This window comes from Streptomyces sp. NPDC002566 (assembly GCF_042889585.1).
Taxonomy (GTDB): Bacteria; Actinomycetota; Actinomycetes; order Streptomycetales; family Streptomycetaceae; genus Streptomyces.
The window spans coordinates 93746-113022 of record NZ_JBIARD010000012.1 but is presented as its reverse complement, the minus strand read 5'-3'; the positions used below and the strand labels follow the sequence as shown (position 1 = coordinate 113022).

At 72.5% G+C, this 19277-nt stretch carries 20 protein-coding genes; 12 read left to right on the top strand and 8 right to left on the bottom strand.

Annotated features, from left to right (window positions below):
• The first annotated feature begins 277 nt into the window (after window positions 1-277).
• From ACFYXA_RS33760 to ACFYXA_RS33745, 4 genes are read left to right on the top strand one after another with little or no spacing between them, the layout of a single operon-like run.
• Window positions 278-1174 carry a DMT family transporter gene (locus tag ACFYXA_RS33760; protein ID WP_352247886.1) on the top strand — a complete coding sequence of 299 codons (897 nt, stop codon included), beginning with the start codon at window positions 278-280 and terminating at the stop codon, window positions 1172-1174.
• Between the two features lie 19 nt (window positions 1175-1193).
• Window positions 1194-1709, top strand: coding sequence for an NUDIX domain-containing protein (locus ACFYXA_RS33755; protein WP_352247888.1), 516 nt, complete (start codon window positions 1194-1196; stop codon window positions 1707-1709).
• The gene (locus ACFYXA_RS33750) at window positions 1696-2094 is read left to right on the top strand and encodes a YidH family protein (protein ID WP_389040157.1); all 399 of its coding nucleotides are present in this window, start codon (window positions 1696-1698) and stop codon (window positions 2092-2094) included. The genes ACFYXA_RS33755 and ACFYXA_RS33750 overlap by 14 nt, the downstream gene beginning before the upstream one ends.
• Entirely contained in the window at window positions 2091-2501 is a 411-nt protein-coding gene (locus tag ACFYXA_RS33745; protein WP_389040154.1) for a DUF202 domain-containing protein, read from the top strand. Before ACFYXA_RS33750 ends, ACFYXA_RS33745 begins: the two co-directional genes overlap by 4 nt.
• A gap of 55 nt (window positions 2502-2556) precedes the next feature.
• Here the strand turns inward: ACFYXA_RS33745 and ACFYXA_RS33740 are convergent, their stop codons facing one another.
• Window positions 2557-3492, bottom strand: coding sequence for an NADP-dependent oxidoreductase (locus ACFYXA_RS33740; RefSeq protein WP_389040151.1), 936 nt, complete (start codon window positions 3490-3492; stop codon window positions 2557-2559).
• Window positions 3493-3759: 267 nt separating this feature from the next.
• On the opposite strand from ACFYXA_RS33740, the gene ACFYXA_RS33735 reads away from it, so the two are divergent.
• Window positions 3760-4782 carry a phosphotransferase family protein gene (locus tag ACFYXA_RS33735; RefSeq protein ID WP_352247896.1) on the top strand — a complete coding sequence of 341 codons (1023 nt, stop codon included), beginning with the start codon at window positions 3760-3762 and terminating at the stop codon, window positions 4780-4782.
• 4 nt (window positions 4783-4786) lie between these two features.
• Window positions 4787-6001: an acyl-CoA dehydrogenase family protein gene (locus ACFYXA_RS33730; RefSeq protein ID WP_389040146.1), complete on the top strand. Its 1215-nt coding sequence runs from the start codon at window positions 4787-4789 to the stop codon at window positions 5999-6001.
• 63 nt (window positions 6002-6064) lie between these two features.
• Here the strand turns inward: ACFYXA_RS33730 and ACFYXA_RS33725 are convergent, their stop codons facing one another.
• Window positions 6065-6658, bottom strand: a complete 594-nt coding sequence (locus tag ACFYXA_RS33725) for a TetR/AcrR family transcriptional regulator (protein ID WP_352247900.1) — start codon at window positions 6656-6658, stop codon at window positions 6065-6067.
• Window positions 6659-6889: 231 nt separating this feature from the next.
• Window positions 6890-7654, bottom strand: a complete 765-nt coding sequence (locus ACFYXA_RS33720; RefSeq protein WP_389040233.1) for an SDR family oxidoreductase — start codon at window positions 7652-7654, stop codon at window positions 6890-6892.
• A 172-nt stretch (window positions 7655-7826) separates the two neighbouring features.
• Here ACFYXA_RS33720 and ACFYXA_RS33715 point away from each other — a divergent pair, with 172 nt between their 5' ends.
• Window positions 7827-9266, top strand: coding sequence for a serine-threonine protein kinase (locus ACFYXA_RS33715; RefSeq protein ID WP_389040142.1), 1440 nt, complete (start codon window positions 7827-7829; stop codon window positions 9264-9266).
• 22 nt (window positions 9267-9288) lie between these two features.
• Here ACFYXA_RS33715 and ACFYXA_RS33710 read toward each other — a convergent pair whose 3' ends face one another.
• The gene (locus ACFYXA_RS33710) at window positions 9289-12087 is read right to left on the bottom strand and encodes a penicillin acylase family protein (RefSeq protein WP_389040139.1); all 2799 of its coding nucleotides are present in this window, start codon (window positions 12085-12087) and stop codon (window positions 9289-9291) included.
• Between the two features lie 266 nt (window positions 12088-12353).
• Between ACFYXA_RS33710 and ACFYXA_RS33705 the strand changes: the two genes are divergently transcribed.
• Both ACFYXA_RS33705 and ACFYXA_RS33700 read left to right on the top strand, forming a co-directional pair.
• A complete protein-coding gene (locus ACFYXA_RS33705; RefSeq protein WP_352247906.1) occupies window positions 12354-12956 on the top strand; it encodes a hypothetical protein in 603 nt (200 codons plus the stop codon).
• Window positions 12957-13178: 222 nt separating this feature from the next.
• Window positions 13179-14255 carry an RNA ligase (ATP) gene (locus tag ACFYXA_RS33700; RefSeq protein WP_389040135.1) on the top strand — a complete coding sequence of 359 codons (1077 nt, stop codon included), beginning with the start codon at window positions 13179-13181 and terminating at the stop codon, window positions 14253-14255.
• A gap of 220 nt (window positions 14256-14475) precedes the next feature.
• Here the strand turns inward: ACFYXA_RS33700 and soxR are convergent, their stop codons facing one another.
• Window positions 14476-14952, bottom strand: a complete 477-nt coding sequence (gene soxR, locus ACFYXA_RS33695; protein WP_389040132.1) for a redox-sensitive transcriptional activator SoxR — start codon at window positions 14950-14952, stop codon at window positions 14476-14478.
• Window positions 14953-15068: 116 nt separating this feature from the next.
• On the opposite strand from soxR, the gene ACFYXA_RS33690 reads away from it, so the two are divergent.
• Window positions 15069-15530: a MaoC family dehydratase gene (locus ACFYXA_RS33690; RefSeq protein ID WP_389040129.1), complete on the top strand. Its 462-nt coding sequence runs from the start codon at window positions 15069-15071 to the stop codon at window positions 15528-15530.
• Between the two features lie 24 nt (window positions 15531-15554).
• Here ACFYXA_RS33690 and ACFYXA_RS33685 read toward each other — a convergent pair whose 3' ends face one another.
• The 3 genes from ACFYXA_RS33685 to ACFYXA_RS33675 all read right to left on the bottom strand — a co-directional run bounded on the left by ACFYXA_RS33685 (window position 15555) and on the right by ACFYXA_RS33675 (window position 17801).
• On the bottom strand, window positions 15555-16181 hold the full coding sequence (locus tag ACFYXA_RS33685; protein ID WP_130444117.1) for a TetR/AcrR family transcriptional regulator: 627 nt from the start codon (window positions 16179-16181) through the stop codon (window positions 15555-15557).
• 121 nt (window positions 16182-16302) lie between these two features.
• Window positions 16303-16590, bottom strand: coding sequence for a YiaA/YiaB family inner membrane protein (locus ACFYXA_RS33680; RefSeq protein ID WP_130444115.1), 288 nt, complete (start codon window positions 16588-16590; stop codon window positions 16303-16305).
• A 59-nt stretch (window positions 16591-16649) separates the two neighbouring features.
• Complete coding sequence (locus tag ACFYXA_RS33675; RefSeq protein WP_352247913.1) at window positions 16650-17801, bottom strand: acyl-CoA dehydrogenase family protein; 1152 nt, start codon at window positions 17799-17801, stop codon at window positions 16650-16652.
• A 63-nt stretch (window positions 17802-17864) separates the two neighbouring features.
• Here ACFYXA_RS33675 and ACFYXA_RS33670 point away from each other — a divergent pair, with 63 nt between their 5' ends.
• Complete coding sequence (locus tag ACFYXA_RS33670) at window positions 17865-18506, top strand: TetR/AcrR family transcriptional regulator (protein WP_351097531.1); 642 nt, start codon at window positions 17865-17867, stop codon at window positions 18504-18506.
• A gap of 57 nt (window positions 18507-18563) precedes the next feature.
• Entirely contained in the window at window positions 18564-19274 is a 711-nt protein-coding gene (locus tag ACFYXA_RS33665; protein ID WP_389040122.1) for an ArsR/SmtB family transcription factor, read from the top strand.
• Window positions 19275-19277: the final 3 nt, after the last annotated feature.

The window sequence follows — 19277 nt, the reverse complement described above, 5'->3', positions numbered from 1 at the left end:
CTGGTGGAAGCGGTTGCGGCCGAGCGGATGTGGCGTACGCCATGGCGCGGGCCGCCGGGGTCGCGGACCATGGGCGGTACGGCCGCCCCGCACCCACGGCCCCGGACCCCGCGCCGGTCCCGTCGGGTGTGCCGCGACCGCGTCAGGCTCCCGGCCCCGGGTTGCTCCCGGGAGCGTCCTTGAGGGCGATTCCCAGGGACAGCCGCCGAAGGCGCTGGGACACTGAAGTCGGCCACTGCGTCTCCCGTGGCCCGACCCGATGATCGAGGTACGCAGCGTGTCGGTTGTGGTTCTGGTTCTCGCCGTGAGTGCGGCCTGTTGCCTGGGCTTCGGCTTCGTCCTCCAGCAGAGCGCGGCCCAGAAGGCTCCCCTCGGCGACTTCCTCTCGCCCCGGCTGCTGCTCGACCTGATGCGGATGCCGCGCTGGCTGGGGGGCATCGCGTTGATGGTGGCCGGCATGGCGCTGGGCGCGGTCGCGCTCGGCAACGGCGAGATCTCCCTGGTGGAACCGCTGCTGGCGACGAACCTGCTGTTCGCGCTGGCCCTGTCGCGCCACCAGAGCAGACAGCCCCTGGGCCGGCAGGGCTGGGCGGGGCTGCTGCTGCTCGCGGGCGGGGTGACGGCGTTCATCGTGGCGGGCCAGCCGCGCGGCGGCACCGCGGTCACCGATCCGCTGCGGCACTGGCTGATCATCGGCCTGATGGTCGGTGGGGCGCTGCTGCTCACGGGGTACGCCAAGCGGCACGCGAGCGTGTCCTCGGCCCCGGTGTTCCTGTCCCTCGCGGCCGGGGTCCTGTACGGCGTCCAGGACGCGTTGACGCGGGTGAGCGGCGAGCGGTTCGGCGAGGGCGGTCTCCTGGAACTGCTGAGCGGCTGGCAGCCGTACGCGGTGCTGGCGCTCGGGGTGACCGGTCTGGTGCTGGTGCAGAGCGCCTTCGAGACCGCGCCGCTGCGGATGTCGCTGCCCGCGTTGACGGCGGCGCAGCCGCTCGCCGGGATCGCCTGCGGAGTCGGCTTCCTCGGTGACCGGCTGCGTACCGACACGGGCGCGCTGGCGTGGGAGTCGGCGGGTCTCGCGGCGGTCGTGGCGGGCATCGTCCTGCTGGGCCTGCATCCCGCCATGCCGCAGGGCGGGGCGGAACGCGAACGCTTCCGCGATCTGCAGCCTCAGTAGCCCCTGGTTGGATGGGGGTATGAGTGCTGCTGACGAGATCATCGACGTCGTCGATGAGACGGACCAGGTCGTCGGACGGTCCCCGCGCGGGGAGGCCTATGCCCGGGGGCTGCGTCACCGGTGCGTGTTCGTTCTCGCCCGGGACGCCGAGGGGCGGGTCTTCGTCCACCGGCGCACGGCGGACAAGCTGGTCTTCCCCTCCCTCCACGACATGTTCGTCGGCGGGGTGGTCGGCGCGGGCGAGGCCTACGACGACGCGGCTCTGCGTGAGGCCGAGGAGGAGCTGGGCGTCGCGGGGCTGCCCCGGCCCCGGTTCCTCTTCAAGTTCCTGTACGACGGCGGGGAGGGCCGCACCTGGTGGTCGGCGGTGTACGAGGTCCGCTGCGAGCTGCCGGTCAGCCCCCAGGTGGAGGAGGTCGCCTGGCACGGCTTCCTCACCGAGGAGGAGATCGAGCGCCGTCTGACCGAGTGGCGGTGGGTGCCGGACGGTCTCGCCGCGTACGACCGGCTCAAGGAGTTCCGTGCCCGGCGGTGAGTTCGTGCGCAACGTCCGGCTGTGGTTCGCGCCGGAGGGCGTCCGGGAGGAGGGGCGGACGCCCGACTACCGCTTCTCGCTGGCCAACGAGCGGACGTTCCTCGCGTGGCTGCGGACGGCGCTCGCGCTGATCGGCGGCGGGTTCGCGGTGGACCAGTTCCTGCCCGACCTGCCGTGGGGGTGGCGCGTGGGTCTCGCGCTCGCGCTGCTCGCGGCGGGGGTGCTGTGCTCGCTGCGGGCGGTGAACCACTGGGTGCGGTGCGAGCGGGCGATGCGGCGGGGCGAGGATCTGCCGGCCTCCCGGTTCCCCGCGTTGCTGGGCGTCGTCGTCGCGGTGGTGGCCGTCGCGATGGTCGTGGTCGTGCTGCTCGGGTGGGACGGGTGAGCGGCGGACGCGATCCCGGCCTTCAGCCCGAGCGGACCCGGCTCGCGTGGCGGCGTACGACGCTGTCGAGCACCGTCGCGGCCGTGCTGGCCGGGAGGGCCGCGCTGCACGGCGGGGTGTCAGCCGCGGGGGTCGTGGCGTGCGCCCTGTGCTGCGCGGCCTGGCTGGGCTTCCTGCTGCTGGCGCACCGCCGCATCAGCGGGCTCACCTGGACGGGTCAGGGCGAGCGGCCTGCGGGGGCCGGGCCGGCCGCCGGGGGTGTCCGGGCCGGGCGGCCCCCGGAGGCCGACGGACCCGGACAGCCCACGACGGTCGCCGAGCCGCCGGCCCTGAGCCCTCGGCACGCCGCCCTGGCGGCGCTGTGCACGGTCGCGGTGGCCGTGTGCGGGGCGGTGCTGGTCCTCTGACGGCGGCCGCGCGTCGTGGCAGCCGTCGGGGCAGCCGTCTTCAAGGACCCGCCCGCTACGACTCCCAGTCGACCGTGACGACGATCTTGCCCCGGGTGCGGCCCTCCTGGTTGCGCCGGTGAGCCTCCTCCGCGCGCTCCAGGGGGAACGTCTCCGACACGTGCACCGAGACCACGCCCTGCTCGGCCAGTTCCGCCAGACGGGTGAGGTCCTCGGTGTCGGGGCGGACGAAGCAGTAGCGGCCGCCGTACTCGGTGACGTCGCCGTCGGCGATCGAGGCGAGGCGCCCGTCGGGGGCCAGCAGGTTGGCGGAGGCCTTCAGGGTGTCGCCGCCGATCGTGTCGAAGACGGCGTCCACGCCCTCGGGCGCCAGCCCGCGCACCCGTTCGGCCATGCCCTCGCCGTAGCTCACCGGTTCGCCGCCCAGCGAGCGCACGAAGTCGTGGTTGGACTCGCTCGCCGTGCCGATCACCCGCGCGCCGAGATGGCGCGCGATCTGCACGGCGACCGAGCCGACGCCGCCGGCCGCCGCGTGGACCAGCACGGTGTCGCCGCGCTTGACCTCCAGGGCCTTGGTCAGCACCTGGTAGGCGGTGAGCCCCACCAGCGGCAGGCCCGCCGCCTCCTCCCAGGTGAGGTTGCGCGGCTTGCGGGCGAGGGTGCGCACCGGAGCGGCCACGTACTCGGCGAAGGTCCCCCGGGAGAGGAAGTCCTCGCGGACGTAGCCGATGACCTCGTCCCCGACCGCGAACTCGGTGACGGCGGCTCCGGGCTGGACGACGACCCCGGCGACGTCCCAGCCGGGGATCACCGGGAAGACGGCGTCGAGGACGCCGTCGAGGTAGCCCTCGCGGCACTTCCAGTCGACGGGGTTGACGGCCGCCGCCCGCACCTTGACCAGGACCGAGTCGGGCCCGACCTTGGGGTCGCGCACCTCCCCGTACTCCAGGACCTCGGGCCCGCCGTACCGGTTGTATGTGATGCCCTTCATGCCACCGACCCTCCGGGGTGCTCGATCGCCACGCAAGCCCGGATGCCCCGAGATGTGCCGTTCGCGTGGCGGCCTGTCCGTCGTCACCCCCGTACCCCGGAAGAGGTACGCCATGGCCGGCCTTCACCCGGAGCACACGGGTCACACCCGCGCGCGGGGCGGAGGTTAGGGTGGCTCCGATCACGTTCGTCGTCGCCCCTGGACTACATACCGACCGGTCGGCATCATAGGGCGCGAGTCCTCGTTCGTCTGCCGTAGGAGTCCCGCATGAGCCCCGACCACCCGCCCGGCCTCGACCTGGACCGGCTGCGCACCCTGCTCGACCGCGAGCGGCCCGGTCTGGTCCACGGCCCGCTGACCGGCCGGCTGATCGAGGGCGGGCGCTCGAACCTCACCTACACGGTCGCCGACGGCGAGTCGAAGTGGGTCGTCAGGCGGCCGCCGCTCGGTCATGTGCTGGCCACCGCCCACGACATGCGGCGCGAGCACCGGGTGATCAGCGCGCTGCACCCGACGGACGTGCCGGTGCCGCGCCCGGTGCTGCTGTGCGAGGACGAGGACGTGCTCGGCGCGCCCTTCTACGTCATGGAGTTCGTCACGGGCACGCCGTACCGCACGGCGGAGCAGCTCGCCCCGCTCGGCCCCGAGCGCACCCGCAACGCGATGCTCTCGCTCGTGGACACGCTGGTCGACCTGCACGCGGTGGACCCCGCCGAGGTCGGGCTCGCCGACTTCGGCCGCCCCGAGGGCTTCCTGGACCGGCAGTTGCGCCGCTGGGGCAAGCAGCTGGACGCCTCACGCAGCCGCGAGCTGGCGGGCGTCGACGAGCTGCACGCGGCCCTCGGGCGCAGTCTGCCCACGTCGCCGGCCCCGGCCGTCGTGCACGGCGACTACCGGCTCGACAACGTCCTGATCGGTGAGAACGACACGATCAGAGCCATCCTCGACTGGGAGATGTCGACCCTCGGCGACCCGCTGACCGACCTCGGCCTGCTGGTGATGTACAGCGTTCCGCTGGAGGTGGCGAACTCGCCGGTGTCCACCACCGCCACCGCCGCCGGGCACCCCTCGCCCGCCGAACTCGTCGAGCGGTACGCCGCCCGCTCGGGGCGGGACGTGTCGGCGGTCGCCTGGTACACGGCGTTCGCCTGGTTCAAGCTCGCCGTGATCCTCGAGGGCATCCACTACCGCTACACCCTGGGCCAGACGGTGGGCGGCGGCTTCGACCGCATCGGCGACCTCGTCCCCGTCTTCATCGACCACGGACTGACCACGCTGCAGGAAGGCTGAGGCCATGGACTTCGCGTTCGACGCGCGCACCGAGGAACTGCGCGGCAAGCTGCTCGCCTTCATGGACGAGCACGTGTACCCGGCGGAGGCGGTCGCCGAGGAGCAGCGCGCGCTGCTGGCCTCGCCGTGGGACACGCCGGCGGTGGTCGAGGAGCTGAAGGCCGAGGCGCGCCGGCAGGGCCTGTGGAACCTGTTCCTGCCCGACTCCGAGTACGGCGCGGGTCTCACCAACCTCCAGTACGCGCCGCTGGCCGAGATCACCGGGCGCTCCCCGCAGCTGGCGCCGACCGCGCTGAACTGCGCCGCGCCGGACACCGGCAACATGGAGGTGCTCTCCCAGTTCGGCGACGAGCAGCAGAAGAAGCAGTGGCTGGAGCCGCTGCTCGCCGGTGAGATCCGCTCCGCGTTCGCGATGACCGAGCCGGAGGTGGCCTCCTCGGACGCCACGAACATCACCACGTACATCGAGCGGGACGGCGACGAGTACGTCGTCACCGGCAGCAAGTGGTACATCTCCGGGGCGATGAACCCGGACTGCAGGATCCTCATCGTGATGGGCAAGACCGACCCGGACGGCGACGACATCCGCCGCCAGCAGTCAATGGTGCTGGTCCCGGTCGACACCCCGGGTGTCACCGTGAAGCGGGCCATGCAGGTCTTCGGGTACGAGGACCACTACCACGGCGGCCACGCCGAGGTGATCTTCGACCACGCGCGCGTGCCGGTGTCCCACCTGATCGGCGAGGAGGGCGGCGGCTTCGCCATCGCGCAGGCCCGGCTCGGTCCGGGCCGTATCCACCACTGCATGCGGCTGATCGGCATGGCGGAGCGCGCGATCGAGCTGATGTGCCGCAGGGCCGTCTCCCGTACGGCCTTCGGCAAGGCGCTGGCGCAGCAGGGCGTGGTCCACAACTGGATCGCCGACGCGCGCGTGACGGTCGAGCAGCTGCGGCTGCTGGTGCTGAAGACGGCCTGGCTGATGGACACGGTCGGCAACCGGGGCGCGCACACCGAGATCCAGGCCATCAAGATCGCCACGCCTCGCGCGGTCGTCGACATCATCGACCGGGCGATCCAGCTGCACGGCGCGGGCGGGGTGAGCCAGGACTTCCCGCTGGCCGAGCTGTACGCGGGGGCGCGGACGCTGATGATCGCCGACGGCCCGGACGAGGTGCACCAGCGGTCGCTGGCGCGCCGGGAGCTGAAGAAGTACCTGTGAGGTGACGGGTAAGGGGCGGTCGCCATGGCGACCGCCCCTTACGCATGCCCGGTGAACGACGGCTCAGGGGCGCAGGGCCCGCAGCAGGAGGTCGGCGAGGTGGTCGGCGACCTCCTGGGGGGTCATCGGCCCGTCGGGGCGGTACCAGGTCGACAGGTGGTGGACCGAGCCGAAGTGGTAGTCGACGACCAGGTCCGCCGGGGTGGCGCTGGAGAAGACGCCGGTCCGCTGGCCCTCCTCCACGAGGGCGCGGAACCGCTCGTGGTAGCGCCGCCGCTCCGACCGCACCTGCTTGTTCTTCTCCGGGCTCAGATGGTGCATCGACCGGAAGAAGATCATCGCGTCGTCGAGGTTCTCGATCGTCGTGACGACGACGTCCGCCGCGGCTCCCCGCAGCCGCTTCTCGATCGGCTCGTCGGCGTCCGCGAACGCGTCGAGGCGCTCCTGCTGGACGCGCAGCACACGCGCGTACACCTCGTGGAGCAGGTCGTCCTTGGAACCGAAGTAGTGATACAGCGCCCCCTTGGTGACGCCGGCCGCCTCGACGATCTCCTGCACCGAGGTGCGGTCGTAGCCGCGCTCGGCGAAGAGCCGGGTGGCGGCGGCGAGGAGCCGCTGCGGCACGGGCGTCCCGTCGCCCTCCGTCGTTCTGGGCACTGCCGCCACCTGCCTTTCGTCTGCCTTACTGGCTGTCGTGCGCGCGGGAACGCGGTTCCCGACGGAGGATCTTCCCACTCGCCGCCCTGGGCGAGCCGGGCAGGACCTCCGCCTGCCGCGGGTACTTGCAGGCGGCCAGTCTCTCCTTGCGGTGGACCGCCGGTGCATCCGGGTCCGTGTCGGCGCCGGGCGGAGGCGGGTGGCCCCTCCTCCCGCGGTGGCCGGACGGGGTCATCCGGCGGCCTCCCACTTCTGCTGGAGGTGGTTCATGTTGGTCAGCCAGCGGTCGGGGTCGGCGGCGCGCGCCTCGTAGTACCCGGAGACCTCAGGGTGGGGCAGGATGAGGAAGCGGTCCTCCTCGATGCCCTTGAACAGGGCGTCCGCGACGTCCTTCGGTTCGATCGCGGTCGGTTTCAGCACCAGGTCGCCGGCGGTGCCGGTGGCGTCCAGCATGTCGGTGCGGACGCCCTGGGGGCAGATCGCGTGGACCTTGACGCCGCGGTGGCGGTAGGTCAGCGACAGCCATTCGGCGAAGGCGTACGCGCCGTGCTTGGTGACGCTGTAGGGGGCCGCGCCGATCATCGTGAGCAGGCCTGCGGCGGAGACCGTGGAGACGAACCGGCCCCGGCCGCGCTCCAGCCAGTGCGGGAGCAGGGCGTGGGCCGCGCGGACGTGCGCCATGACGTTGACGTCCCAGGCGAGGGCCCAGACGGCCTCCTCGGCGGCCTCGGACCCGCCCGAGGCGACGCCGGCGTTGGCGCAGTAGACGTCGACCGTGCCGCCGAGGGCGTCGCGTGCCTCGGCGACGATCCCGGAGGCGTCGCCCGGCACCGCGATGCCGCCGATCTCGTCGGCGACCGCCTTCGCCCGGTCCGCGTCGAGGTCGTTGACGACGACCCGGGCGCCCTCGGCGGCGAACCTCCGGGCGAGGGCGGCGCCTATGCCGCCTCCCGCGCCGGTGACGACGACTCCAGCACCCTGCACGGCTTCCACGATCGGTCTCCCTCGGCACGGCTCCGGCTCCCCTACGGCTGCCAGACTAACCGGTCGGTATGTCAGGGAGAAGGGTATTACGCCGTACGGGTGCCGCCGTGACGTCTGGCCAACCGCCGCCGTTGGCAGGACGATGCGCTCACCTGGCGCACGCTGCGGGGCAAGGGGGCCTGTGATGGCGGATGCGGCGACCGGCGCGACGAGTTCGATGAGCGTGGTTCCCTACTGGGAGGTGACCTTCGACGCCGACGGAGACGTCGACGGCGGGCAGCGGGACCGGCTGCTGGCCGGGGTGGTCCGGCAGGGTGTGCGGGACCTGGTGGTCTTCGCGCACGGCTGGAACAACGACCGCTCGGGCGCGACCGCGCTCTACAGCCGCTTCTTCGCGCCGTTCCCCCGGCTCGCCCCGGCGGCGAGGCTCGGGTACGTGGGTGTGGTGTGGCCGTCGATGCGGTTCTCCGACGAGCCGATCCCCGATCTGCCGCGCTCCTCCGTCGCCGCCGGGCCGGCGCGGCGCCCGGCGCTGGAGGAGGACACGCGGGACGCGTTGCTGGTGACGTTCCCGGGCCGGGCGGCCGTGGTCGAGCGGATCGCGGGGTTGCTGGAGCTGCGGCCGCCGGGGGACGCCGGGCTGGAGGAGTTCGGGCGTCTGGTGCGGCTGCTGGTGGCGGCCGCGCCGTCGGGGCCGCAGGAGTCGTGCGCGGCGGACGTCCTGACCGGGGGCGCGCCGCAGGAAGCGCCGTTGATGCTGCACGCGCCGACGGCGGAGGTCTGCGAGGACTTCGCGCGGGCGCTGGCCCTGATGGAAAGCGGCTCGGGGGCGGCCGGGTTCTCGATGCCGAACCCGTGGGACGGCGCGCACGAACTGCTGCGGCAGGCCACGTACTATGCGATGAAGCGGCGGGCGGGCACGGTCGGCGAGCGGGGACTCGGACCGCTCGCCGGACGGCTGGCCGGTGCGGCGCCGCAGGTGCGGGTGCACCTCGTGGGGCACAGCTTCGGCGGGCGGCTGGTGTCGTTCGCGCTGCGGGGGCTGCCGGAAGGGGTGCGCGCGGTGAAGTCGGTGACGCTGCTTCAGGCGGCGTTCTCGCACTACGCGTTCGCCGCGCGGCTCCCGCACGACGCGCGCGCGGGCGGTGCGCTGAACGGCCGGCAGAGCCGGGTGGACGGGCCGCTGGTGTGCTGTCACTCCCGCTACGACTCGGCGCTCGGCACGATCTACCCGCTGGCCTCCCGGATGGCGGGCGACGAACGCGGGGCGGCCGAGGAGTTCGCGGCGGCGGACGAGCCGGGAGCGGCCGGTGAGCCCGGAGCGGCCGGGACCGTAGCGGGAGTCGGGGCGGCCGGCGAGCTGGAGTTCGGCGGGGAGTTCGGGTTCGGCGGGGTGTCCGGGGCCAAGTGGGGTGCGATGGGGTACGGAGGTGTGCGGGCGGTGCCGGGTACGCGCGCGTGCACGCTCGCGGAGGCGCTGGCCGGTCCGCTGCCGGCGTCGGGCTGCGTGAACGTGGACGTGGCGGAGGTGGTCCGCCGGGGCGGGCCGCCGTCCGGGGCGCACAGCGACATCGTGCACCCCGAACTGGCGCGGCTGGTGCTGTCGGCGGGCCGCGTCCGTTGAGACACGGCCCGCCTCGGGCGGGTCAGCGGTGTGAGGTGAACTCCACCACCTGCTGGTAGGTGGGACGGTTCTGCCAGCTGATGTTGCCGTGCTTGATGCCGCCGAGGGTGCGCTGCACGATCGAGTCGGCGCACCACTGGTTGCCGGCCGCGCACAGGGCGTCGCCGGGGTAGACCTGGGCCGCCGTACGGCCCGCCGCTTCCTTCAGGGAGGTGAGGAGGGCGTCGCGGCAGACGCTCAGGCTGCCGCCGCCGCAGTACTTCTGCGCCAGCGGGCCCTTCACCGGCTCGCCGAGCACGGCCCGCAGGTCCTTGTCGACGTAGCTCCACCAGCCGTACTGGAAGGAGCTGCCGGCGTGGGCGCCGGTCGGGCCGTGCGCCGCCGAAGGGGGCTCGTCCACGGGCAGGTCGGCGGTGAACGCCGTGTACAGGCCGGCGCCGAGGCCGGGTTCGAACTGGGCCTTCACCAGCAGCGGCCACCAGGCGTCCAGGATGCGGACGGCGTCGGCGTTCGCGTACGTCTTCGAACCGGCCGTCGTCTCGGTGCGTTTGCCGCCGGCGGTCAGCCAGGCCTGGAGCTTGCCCACCGCCGCGGCGGCCGCGGTGTCGGTGACCGGCGCGCTGTTGATCACCTTCAGCAGGTCGGGCAGGACGTCCTCGGCGCGCAGGTCGGCTAGAGCCGCGTCCGCCATCGCCTTGACCAGGGAGGCGCGGGTGACGCCGCCGGCCTGGACGAGCTTCTTCACCCGGGTCTCCAGCAGGTTCCCGCGGTGCACGGAGCCGTCGCCCCAGGGCGCGGTCGTGTAGTCCTGGGCCTGCTTGTTGTTCCAGGAGATGTAGTAGTCCTGGTCGACGGAGTTGGGGTGCTGCGAGGGCGGGGTGTAGGAGGCGGTGTTGGTCGCCGGGTTCCAGCCGCGCCACTCGTACGCGGGCTGCGCCCACGCCGGGAACTCCGCGTCGACGCCGGCGGCGCGCACCGGGTTGTCGCCGCTGTTGTAGTACGCGGTGTGCTCGGAGTCGGCGTAGAACCAGTTGAAGGTGTAGTTGATGTGCTGCGCCGCGCTCTGGAAGGACTCGGGTCCCGTCACGTAGTCGGGGTCGTTGAGCATCTGGAAGCCGATGATGGAGTCGGCCTCGTGGAAGTAGGACGAGCGCAGGGTGGTGTAGGCGACCTTCTTGCCGCCCACGGTCGCGCGGTGGGTGACGGGGCCGTACTTCGTGCGCCAGACGCGCATCGTGTACGAGCCGGCCGGGGAGTTGTCGGCCGTGGTGGGCTTCCAGGCGTTCTTCTGCTCGATCTTCTCCATCGCGGTGCAGGCGCCGCGGTAGAGGTAGTGGAAATCGTCCTGGCACAGCTCGACGGCGTAGGTGTCGATGATGTCCTGGCCGGAGGTGGTGGCGCTCCAGGAGTAGTCCTGGCCGCGGCCGAGTTCGACGTACATGCTCAGGCCGGCGAAGGAGGCGCCGCGGGCGCTGATGCCGGGGCCCTGGAGCTCCTGCAGGAGCAGGAGTTGGGGGGCGAAGTAGCCGGTCTGGGGGCCGAAGACGGCGACGGGGTGGCCACTGGCGGTGTGGTCGCCGCTGACGACGAGGGCGTTGGACATGCCGCGCCGGGCGGAGCTGAAGGCGGTGGCGGCGGCCGTGGCGGAGGCGGTCGCCGCGGTGGGCGCGGCGGCGGCGCCGGTGCGGTCGTACACGAGGGGTTCCTCGACGACCGAGCCGGCGTCGGGGAGGGCCTGGCCCTGGGGGTTCTCCGGCTTGGCTGCGTAGGGGAAGCTCTTGCCGTCGTGGACGGTCAGGACGGCTTCGGGGTCGTTGCGTTCGCGGAACGACTCCCAGACCCTGGTGCCCTGTTCGACGCCGTACTTCTGCTGCGCGGCGAGCAGGGAGATCGCGTTGTTGACCTCGCCGCCGCCGCCGGAGCCGAAGAGGGCGCCGATGACCGAGCCGAGGGCCACCAGGTCGGTGATCTTGAAGTGGGCGATGGAGCCCGCGTTGGTGATTGAGTCCTTGTGCCCGGTCAACACGTATTCACCGGGGAAGTAGCGGCCGCTGTCGGAGGCGTCGATATAGGCGTTGACCCCGGCGAGATAGGCGTTCGCGTCGGCGAGCGCCAACTGTCCGCGGGCGCCGTTCACGGCGACCGCGTTGTCGATCTGGGCCTGGAGATCGGCCTCGGTGTACGGGGCGTTCCGCCAGAACTGCTGTTCAAGGCCCTGATTGTCGGCGGCGCCGCCGGCGAAGGAGGTGAGTTGACCGCGACCGACGTGCCGGAACACGTCCATGAGCCACAGCCGGTCCTCGGCGGCGGCATATCCGGCGCCGAACTCGGTGCCGTATCTGGTGGTGCCGGTGATGTGCGGTACGCCCGTCTTCTTGTCGCGGACGATGGTGACATCGCCGCGGCCGGCGGGTTTCACGGTGGAGGCGACTTGATCGGCGGGGACCCCGAACGACGCGTCGTTGAAGAACGTGTTGATCGTCTGGTCGGTCAGCGCCGGATATCCCTTGGCCAGGTTGGCGTAGGGCCCGAGCTGGTCCTCGGCGTGCGCCGGCTGGGCGCCGAAGGCCTGGTTGAGCAGGATCTGGGCGAGGGTGGCGTTGCCGTTCTGCCCGGGCGGCAGGATGTCGGAGCACTGCGCGCCGCAGTGGTCGTTCACGGCCGTGAGCTCGGCCGCGGACGCCGTGCGAGCGGTCCCGACGGAAAATGGCGTCAAAAGACCGGCAATCAGGGCGCATACGGATGCGGTCTTCAGGAACCCGGGGAATCTGCCGGGAGTTCTCAGTCTGACGGGAGCGGTGCATGGGATTCGCCGTGGCATCGGCAACTCCTAGCGAGGGGATGGCCGGAAGGTTACCGCCGGTATCCCCGGTATTGAAGATGAACATGCGTCATGTTTCGAAGTCGCCTCATCAAGCTCATGGGCGGCATCGCGGATCGGATGGAACCGAAGGGAGCCGAATCGCTTGTCGATACGTCTATTCGGCGATGCCGCGCGAAGTCCTCGCGGACGGTGCGCGAAGTCCGAGCGCGACGAACGCCGAAGTGACCGAAGTGCAGGTGCAGATGTGACGGAGGTGCAAGGCGATGGCCGGTTTTCGGAGTCTGGCGAGACAGGTGCGTGACGCGCGGTGCGATCTGGCGCTGCGGCGTTACTCACTGCGTAAGTGCCTGGAGCGGTTCGCTCCTTACGGGCACAGGGCGACCTGGGACCATCTCTGCTCGCGGGCCGGGTTCGGCCCCGAGGACCGCTCCCCCGATCCTGCGCGGCTCGTGGCCGCGTTGGACGAGCTGGAGGAGGCGCGGGCGGTGTGGCTGGCCTACGAGGTCGAGTTCGCCGAGCGCCGCAGGAAGGAGAAGTACGACGGGCTGCGCCGGCCGGGCACCGTGGACGACTGGCACCGGATGACCTGGGGCGGTTTCGGCGTGGCGTGGTGCGACGACCCGCGGGTGCATCCCCGTGAGCCGCTGGCCGAGGTGCTGCGCCGGCTGATCACCGCCCTGGAGCGCGAGCCGGGCTCCGCCTGTCCGGTGTGCGGCGGGGCGCGGCTCCAGTGGAAGTACGACCTGGACCACGAACCGTCCTCCGGCCCGGTCTGCACGGACTGCGGCATACTCGTCCCCCGCCCGGTCCTCACCGCCGAGGCGCTGGCGTACGCGAGGCGGGGACGGCTGCTGATGTCGGCGTGAGAACCGGCCGCCGGCGCGAGCCGGTGGCTGTCCGGGAGCACGGCGCGTGTACGGCACGGGGTGCGCAGCGAGGGTGTGGCGCACCCCTGTTCCGCCGTGGGCGGCGCGGGGCGATGCGACGGCTGGTGACGGTACCAGCCGCTAATCCGGTCGCTCCAGCGCTTTGTCATGAGGACAGTCGGGAGGGATGAGACCCGTCTGAGGCCCTGAAGGAGCCCCCTCATGTCGACGCTGCGCGTCACCGCCGAAGTGCTGACCGTCCACGAGCACCCCAACGCCGACGCCCTCGAACTGGCCCAGGTGGGCCTGTACGGCGCGGTCGTCGCCAAGGGGGCGTACCGCACCGGGGACGCCGCGCTCTACATCCCCGAGCAGGCGGTGCTGCCGGCCTCCCTGATCGAGGAGCTGGGGCTGACCGGGCGGCTGGCCGGGAGCAAGGCGGACCGGGTCAAGGCGGTCCGCCTGCGGGGCGAGCTGTCGCAGGGGATCGTGTGCCGGCCCGCGGCGCTGGCCGACGTCGACCTGGAGCGGGCGGCGGAGGCGGGGACCGACTTCGCGGAGCGGCTGGGCATCACCAAGTGGGTGCCGCCGATCCCGCCGACGATGAGCGGCGAGGTCGAGGTCGCGTCCGAGCTGCTGCCCTGGGTCGACATCGAGAACGTCCAGCGCTATCCGGACATTTTCGCTCCGGGTGAGCCGGTGGTCCTGACGGAGAAGCTGCACGGGTCGGCGTGCCTGCTGACGTATGTCGCGGACGAGGGGCGGGTGCACGTCTCCTCCAAGGGCTTCGGCGGGAAGTCGCTGGCGCTGAAGGAGGATCCGCGCAACCTGTACTGGCGTGCCGTACGGGGGCACGGCGTGGCGGAGGCGGCGGCCGGGATCGCCGAGCGGCTCGGCGCGCGGCGGGTCGGGATCTTCGGCGAGGTGTACGGGGCGGGCGTGCAGGATCTGGCGTACGGCGCGGACGGGCGGCGGGAGAGTCTCGGGTACGCCGCGTTCGACGTCTCCGTGGAGGTCGGGGGCGTGGTGCGGTGGCTGGACCCGGGGGAGGTGGTGGAGCTGCTGGACGGTGAACTGCCTCTGGTACCACGGCTGCTCGAGGGGCCGTACGACAGTGAGCGGGTGCTGGAGCTGGCGAGCGGGCGCGAGACGGTGTCCGGGCGGGAGCTGCATCTGCGGGAGGGCGTGGTGATCCGTCCCGCTGTCGAGCGGTACAGCACGGTGACCGGCGGCCGCGCGATCGCGAAGGCGGTGAGCGCGGCGTATCTGACGCGGAAGGGTGGAACGGAGTACGAGTAGAGGTGACCGGGGGGGTAGGTGACCGTGGGTCGTCGCGGGCCGGGCGGAGTCGCGGAACCCGGCGCTGCCGAGGTGCCGCCGCGCCCACCCGTGCCGCCCAGCGGCACGACTGCCCGCGGCTAGGCGCGACTTGAGACCGAGGCGACCCACCCAACCCAGGGGCGCGGGGAACTGCGCGACCAGCCGCACACAAGCCGCACCAACACCGCCGGGCAGGCGCCTACCGGGCCCCTCCCGCGCCGGGCTTCTCCGTCAGCAGCCGTGACCCCGCCGCCCGTTCGCCGAAGGCATCGTTCGGGTTGGAGAGGACGCAGGTGTGCAGGGACAGGCACCCGCAGCCGATGCAGTCGGTGAGGTGGTCGCGCAGACGGTTCAGCTGCCTTATGCGTTCGTCGAGTTCGGCCCGCCAGGCCTGCGACAGGCGGGCCCAGTCCTCGCGGGTCGGCGTGCGCTCCTCGGGCAGTTCGGCGAGCGCCTCGCGGATCGTGGCCAGCGGGATGCCCACCCGCTGGGCGGCCCGCACGAAGGCCACGCGCCGCAGCGTGTCGCGATGGTAGCGGCGCTGGTTGCCCGGTGTGCGGCGGCTGCTGATCAGCCCCTTGGCCTCGTAGAAGTGCAGCGCGGAGACGGCGGCGCCGCTGCGGGCGGCGAGCTGGCCGACCGTGAGCTCGTGGATCTTCTCGGGTATCTGGGGCACCCCTCAGAGACTACCGATCAGGCAGACCGGTCGGCTCGCCTCCTCGATCCGTTGACACCGACCCCGCCGCCGACCATGCTAAGCAGTCGCTTAGACGTCACACGAGAGGCCGGGACATGGCTGAGCCGAGGATCTTCACGTCCGTCGACGAGCTGAAGGCTGCGGTGGGCGAGCAGCTGGGGTACACGGACTGGGTGGAGGTCGACCAGAAGCGGATCGACCTCTTCGCCGAGGCCACCGGCGACCACCAGTGGATCCACGTGGACCCGGAGAAGGCCGCCGCCGGGCCGTTCGGGACCACCATCGCGCACGGGTACCTGACGCTGTCGCTGCTGCCGCTGTTCGGGCCGCAGCTGATCTCCGTCGAGAACGTGAAGATGGGCGTCAACTACGGGACGAACAAGGTCCGTTTCCCCTCCCCCGTGACGGTCGGCTCCCGGCTGCGCGCCACCGCGACGATCACCGCGGTGGACGAGGTGCCCGGCGGCGTCCAGCTCACCGTCGCCTTCTCCGTGGAGCGCGAGGGCGGGGACAAGCCGGCGTGCGTCGCGGAGTCGGTGTCCCGGTACTACCTCTAGAGGGGAACGGGCCGCCGCCGGCGGCTACTTCGCCGCGCCCACCATCCGCAGCACGAGGTCGGCGTACAGCGCGCCGACCTCGTCGGGCGTGCGCGGGCCGTCCACGTTGAACCAGCGGGCCACGTCGATGCACAGCGACAGCACGGCGAGGGTCGTGCCGTGCACGTCCAGCACGTCGAACTCGCCGGCCGCCACGCCGTCCTCGATGATCCCGCGCACCTGCGCGTCGACCTGCCGGCGCAGGTCGAGGATCTCGGCGCGGGCGTCGGGGCCGAGGGCGTCCAGTTCGTACTGCACGACCCGCGCGGTGGTGCGCCGCCCGGCGTGCCACCGGACGAAGGAGCTCACGGCGTCCGCGAGCCGCCGCGTCGCGTCGCCGTCGCCGTTCGCGGCCGTGCGCAGGATGTCCAGCGCGCGGTCGTGACCGATGCGGCTGATGCGGTGCAGCAGCTCTTCCTTGGTCTTGTAGTGGATGTAGAGGGCGGCCGGGCTCATGCCCGCGCGGCCCGCGATGTCGCGGGTGGTGGTCGCGTGGTAGCCGCGCTCGGCGAAGGCCTCCACGGCGGCGACGAGCAGTCGCCGGGCCGCGTCAGGGGTGACCTCTTCCCACGGCTCGACGTCGCCGCCGGCCGTCTCCTCCGCCGTACTCATCGCTGGTTCGCCCCTCTCGCTACCGGAGCTACACCATACCGCTGAAGCTGAGCGGCCGCTTAGCGCCGCCGCTCGGAAGCCCTCAGGCGTAGGGGAATCCCTCGCGGGCCGGGCGAGCCCCTCAGAGCTTCTCGAAGGGGTCGTGCTCCGCGAGCAGCTTCTCCAGCCGCGCCTGGTCGACCCGGCTCACGATCGCCCCCGCCTCCTGGCGGTCCCTGATCACCTTGGCCAGGGTGAAGGCGGACGTGACCAGGTACAGCACGGCGATGGCCAGGAAGCCGCGCACCCAGGCGTCGGCGTTCAGCCGGAAGATGCCGATGGCCGTGGCCGCCATGGCGACCGCGAAGGACGCGACCGCCTGGCCGTAGAACGCGGCGGTGCTCTGCTGCTTGACCGGTGTGTCACTCATGGCCACAGCATCGTCCGGGCGTGGCGCGCGCCACATCCGCGCACGTACTCAGAACCTACTCAGAACGCCGAGACCCCGGTCAGCGCCCGCCCGATCAGGAGCTTCTGGATCTGGCTGGTGCCCTCGTAGAGGGTCATCACCCGCGCGTCGCGCAGCAGTTTGCCCGCCGGGTACTCGTCGACGTAGCCGTAACCGCCGAAGACCTGGAGGGCGTTGTTGGCGGCGCGGACGGCGGCCTCCGAGGCGAACAGCTTGGCCTTGGAGGACTCCACGGCGAAGGGCCGCCCGCGGTCGATCAGGTCCGCGACCCGCCAGGTGAGGAGCCGGGCGGCGTCCACGTCGACCGCGATGTCGCTGATCAGCTCCTGGACGAGCTGGTGGTGGGCGATGCTCTTTCCGAACTGCTCGCGCTCTCCCGCGTACCGCACGGCCGCGTCCAGCGCGGCCTGGGCGATGCCGACGCAGCCCGCCGCGACCGACATCCGCCCCTTGGCGAGGGCCGACATGGCGACGGAGAAGCCCTTGCCCTCCTCGCCGAGCAGCGCGGAGGCCGGCACCCGGACGCCGTCAAGGACCAGTTCGGCGGTGGCCTGGCCGCGCAGGCCGAGCTTGCCGTGCAGGGTGCGGCGGGTCAGGCCGGGGGTGTCGGCGGGGACGAGGAACGCGGAGACGCCCTTGTGGCCGGGGGCGTCGGTGGAGCGCGCGAAGAGCAGCACGACGTCGGCCCAGGTGCCGTTGGTGATGAACATCTTCGTGCCGTCGATGACGAAGTCGTCGCCGTCGCGGACCGCGCGGGTGGTGAGGTTCCCGGCGTCCGAGCCGGTGCCGGGCTCGGTCAGGCCGAAGCAGCCGACGTACGCGCCCGAGGTCAGCCCCGGCAGCCAGCGCCGCTTGTGCTCCTCGTTCCCCCAGGCCGCGATCGTCTTGGCGACCAGGCCGAGGGAGACGGACACGATCCCGCGGACCGAGGAGTCACCGCGGCCGAGCTCCTCCGTGACCAGGCAGTACGCGAGGTGGTCGCCGCCCGAGCCGCCGTGCTCCTCGTCGATCGTCAGCCCCAGGAAGCCGACCTCGCCGAGCTTCTTCACGATGCCCCGGTCGACCTCCTCGGCACGGTCCCAGGCTGCGGCGTGCGGGGCGATCTCGCGCTCCACGAAGTCCCGGGCGAGCCGCCGGACGGCCTCCTGCTCCTCGCTGAGCCCCAGACGCATGACGCGACACCCACCCTTTAATTAGCACTGCTAGTTTCCTGTGTCCGCCCTACTATGTGCGCCATGGCCCGACCGCGCAAGCCCTTGCTGAGCACCGACCGCATCGTCGTGACGGCCCGCGCGCTGGTGGACGCCGAGGGCCTGGCGGCCGTCTCCACCCGGCGGCTCGCCGCCGAGCTCGGCGTGAGCGGGCCCTCGCTCTACAACCACTTCCGGACCAAGGACGAGATCCTGGAGGCCGTCGCCGACTCGGTGAGCGCCCAGGTGGACCTGGCGATGTTCGAGGACGGCCGGGAGTGGCGGACCGCCCTGCACGACTGGGCCGTCTCCTACCGGGCCGCCCTGCGCGACCACCCCAACATCGTGCCGGTCCTGGCCCGCGGCCCCGGCCGCCGTCCGGCCGCGCTGCGGCTCGCGGACGCGGTGTACGGCGCGATGGTCGACGCCGGCTGGCCGCCCGCGCAGGCCACCTCGATCGGCGCGCTGATGCGGTACTTCATCATGGGCTCCGCGCTCGGTTCCTTCGCGGGCGGCTTCGTCGGCGACGCCGGCGCGTACGACCCGGCCGACTACCCGCACCTCGGGCAGGCCCATCTGCTGGCCGACCAGCAGGAGAAGATCGACGAACGCGCCTTCGAGACGGGGCTCACCGCGCTGCTGGACGGGCTGGCCCAGCAGTACGAGCAGGTGCGGCGCGGCGCATAGCCCCGACCGCACACACTTCGGCCGGCGCCGAAGCGTCCGTGTCGCATGCTGGGAGGCATGACCACCAGGGATGCGCGGGCTCCGCTGCTGGCCCGGCTGGCGGGGCTGCTCGCCGACGAGACACGGGCCGCGTGTCTGCTGGCGCTGCTCGACGGGCGGGCGTGGACCGCCGGTGAGCTGGCGCGGCACGCGGGGGTCGCCGCGTCGACGTTGAGCGAGCACCTGGGCAAGCTCGTCGCGGGCGGGTTGCTCGCCGAGGAGCGGCAAGGGCGGCACCGGTACGTGCGGCTGGCCGACGCCCGGGTCGCCCAGCTGGTGGAGGACCTGGCCGCCCAGGTCGCCCCCGACGCCGTCGCCGCACCCCGCGGTCTGCGGGCGTCGAGCGTGGGCTCGGCGCTGGCACGCGGCCGCACCTGTTACGACCACCTCGCCGGGCGGCTCGGCATCGCGGTCACCGACGCGCTCACCGCGCGCGGGCTGCTGCTCCAGGAGACGGGGTTCGCGCTGACCCGGGCGGGGCTGCGGTGGTTCGACGGCGCGGGCATCGCCCTCGACCGCACGGGCCGGCGGCCGCTGGCCCGCGCCTGCCTCGACTGGACGGAGCGCCGACCCCACCTCGCCGGGGTGGCGGGGGCCGCCCTGTGCCGGCACGTCTTCGACTCGGGGTGGTGCGAACGCATCGGCTCCGAGCGCGCGGTGCGGGTGACGGCGTCGGGAGAACGCGCGCTGAACGAACTGCTGGGCGTCGACCGGGCCGCGCTGAGGTAGCCG

What these genes read in the sequence shown, in the direction of transcription:
- ACFYXA_RS33710 (WP_389040139.1), bottom strand. Translation starts at nt 12,087, where the DNA reads ATGCCACGGCGAATCCCATGCACCGCTCCCGTCAGACTGAGAACTCCC.
- ACFYXA_RS33685 (WP_130444117.1), bottom strand. Translation starts at nt 16,181, where the DNA reads ATGAGTACGGCGGAGGAGACGGCCGGCGGCGACGTCGAGCCGTGGGAA.
- ACFYXA_RS33730 (WP_389040146.1), top strand. Translation starts at nt 4,787, where the DNA reads ATGGACTTCGCGTTCGACGCGCGCACCGAGGAACTGCGCGGCAAGCTG.
- ACFYXA_RS33665 (WP_389040122.1), top strand. Translation starts at nt 18,564, where the DNA reads ATGACCACCAGGGATGCGCGGGCTCCGCTGCTGGCCCGGCTGGCGGGG.
- ACFYXA_RS33735 (WP_352247896.1), top strand. Translation starts at nt 3,760, where the DNA reads ATGAGCCCCGACCACCCGCCCGGCCTCGACCTGGACCGGCTGCGCACC.
- ACFYXA_RS33700 (WP_389040135.1), top strand. Translation starts at nt 13,179, where the DNA reads ATGTCGACGCTGCGCGTCACCGCCGAAGTGCTGACCGTCCACGAGCAC.
- ACFYXA_RS33675 (WP_352247913.1), bottom strand. Translation starts at nt 17,801, where the DNA reads ATGCGTCTGGGGCTCAGCGAGGAGCAGGAGGCCGTCCGGCGGCTCGCC.
- ACFYXA_RS33755 (WP_352247888.1), top strand. Translation starts at nt 1,194, where the DNA reads ATGAGTGCTGCTGACGAGATCATCGACGTCGTCGATGAGACGGACCAG.
- ACFYXA_RS33670 (WP_351097531.1), top strand. Translation starts at nt 17,865, where the DNA reads ATGGCCCGACCGCGCAAGCCCTTGCTGAGCACCGACCGCATCGTCGTG.
- ACFYXA_RS33705 (WP_352247906.1), top strand. Translation starts at nt 12,354, where the DNA reads ATGGCCGGTTTTCGGAGTCTGGCGAGACAGGTGCGTGACGCGCGGTGC.
- ACFYXA_RS33740 (WP_389040151.1), bottom strand. Translation starts at nt 3,492, where the DNA reads ATGAAGGGCATCACATACAACCGGTACGGCGGGCCCGAGGTCCTGGAG.
- ACFYXA_RS33680 (WP_130444115.1), bottom strand. Translation starts at nt 16,590, where the DNA reads ATGAGTGACACACCGGTCAAGCAGCAGAGCACCGCCGCGTTCTACGGC.
- ACFYXA_RS33715 (WP_389040142.1), top strand. Translation starts at nt 7,827, where the DNA reads ATGGCGGATGCGGCGACCGGCGCGACGAGTTCGATGAGCGTGGTTCCC.
- ACFYXA_RS33690 (WP_389040129.1), top strand. Translation starts at nt 15,069, where the DNA reads ATGGCTGAGCCGAGGATCTTCACGTCCGTCGACGAGCTGAAGGCTGCG.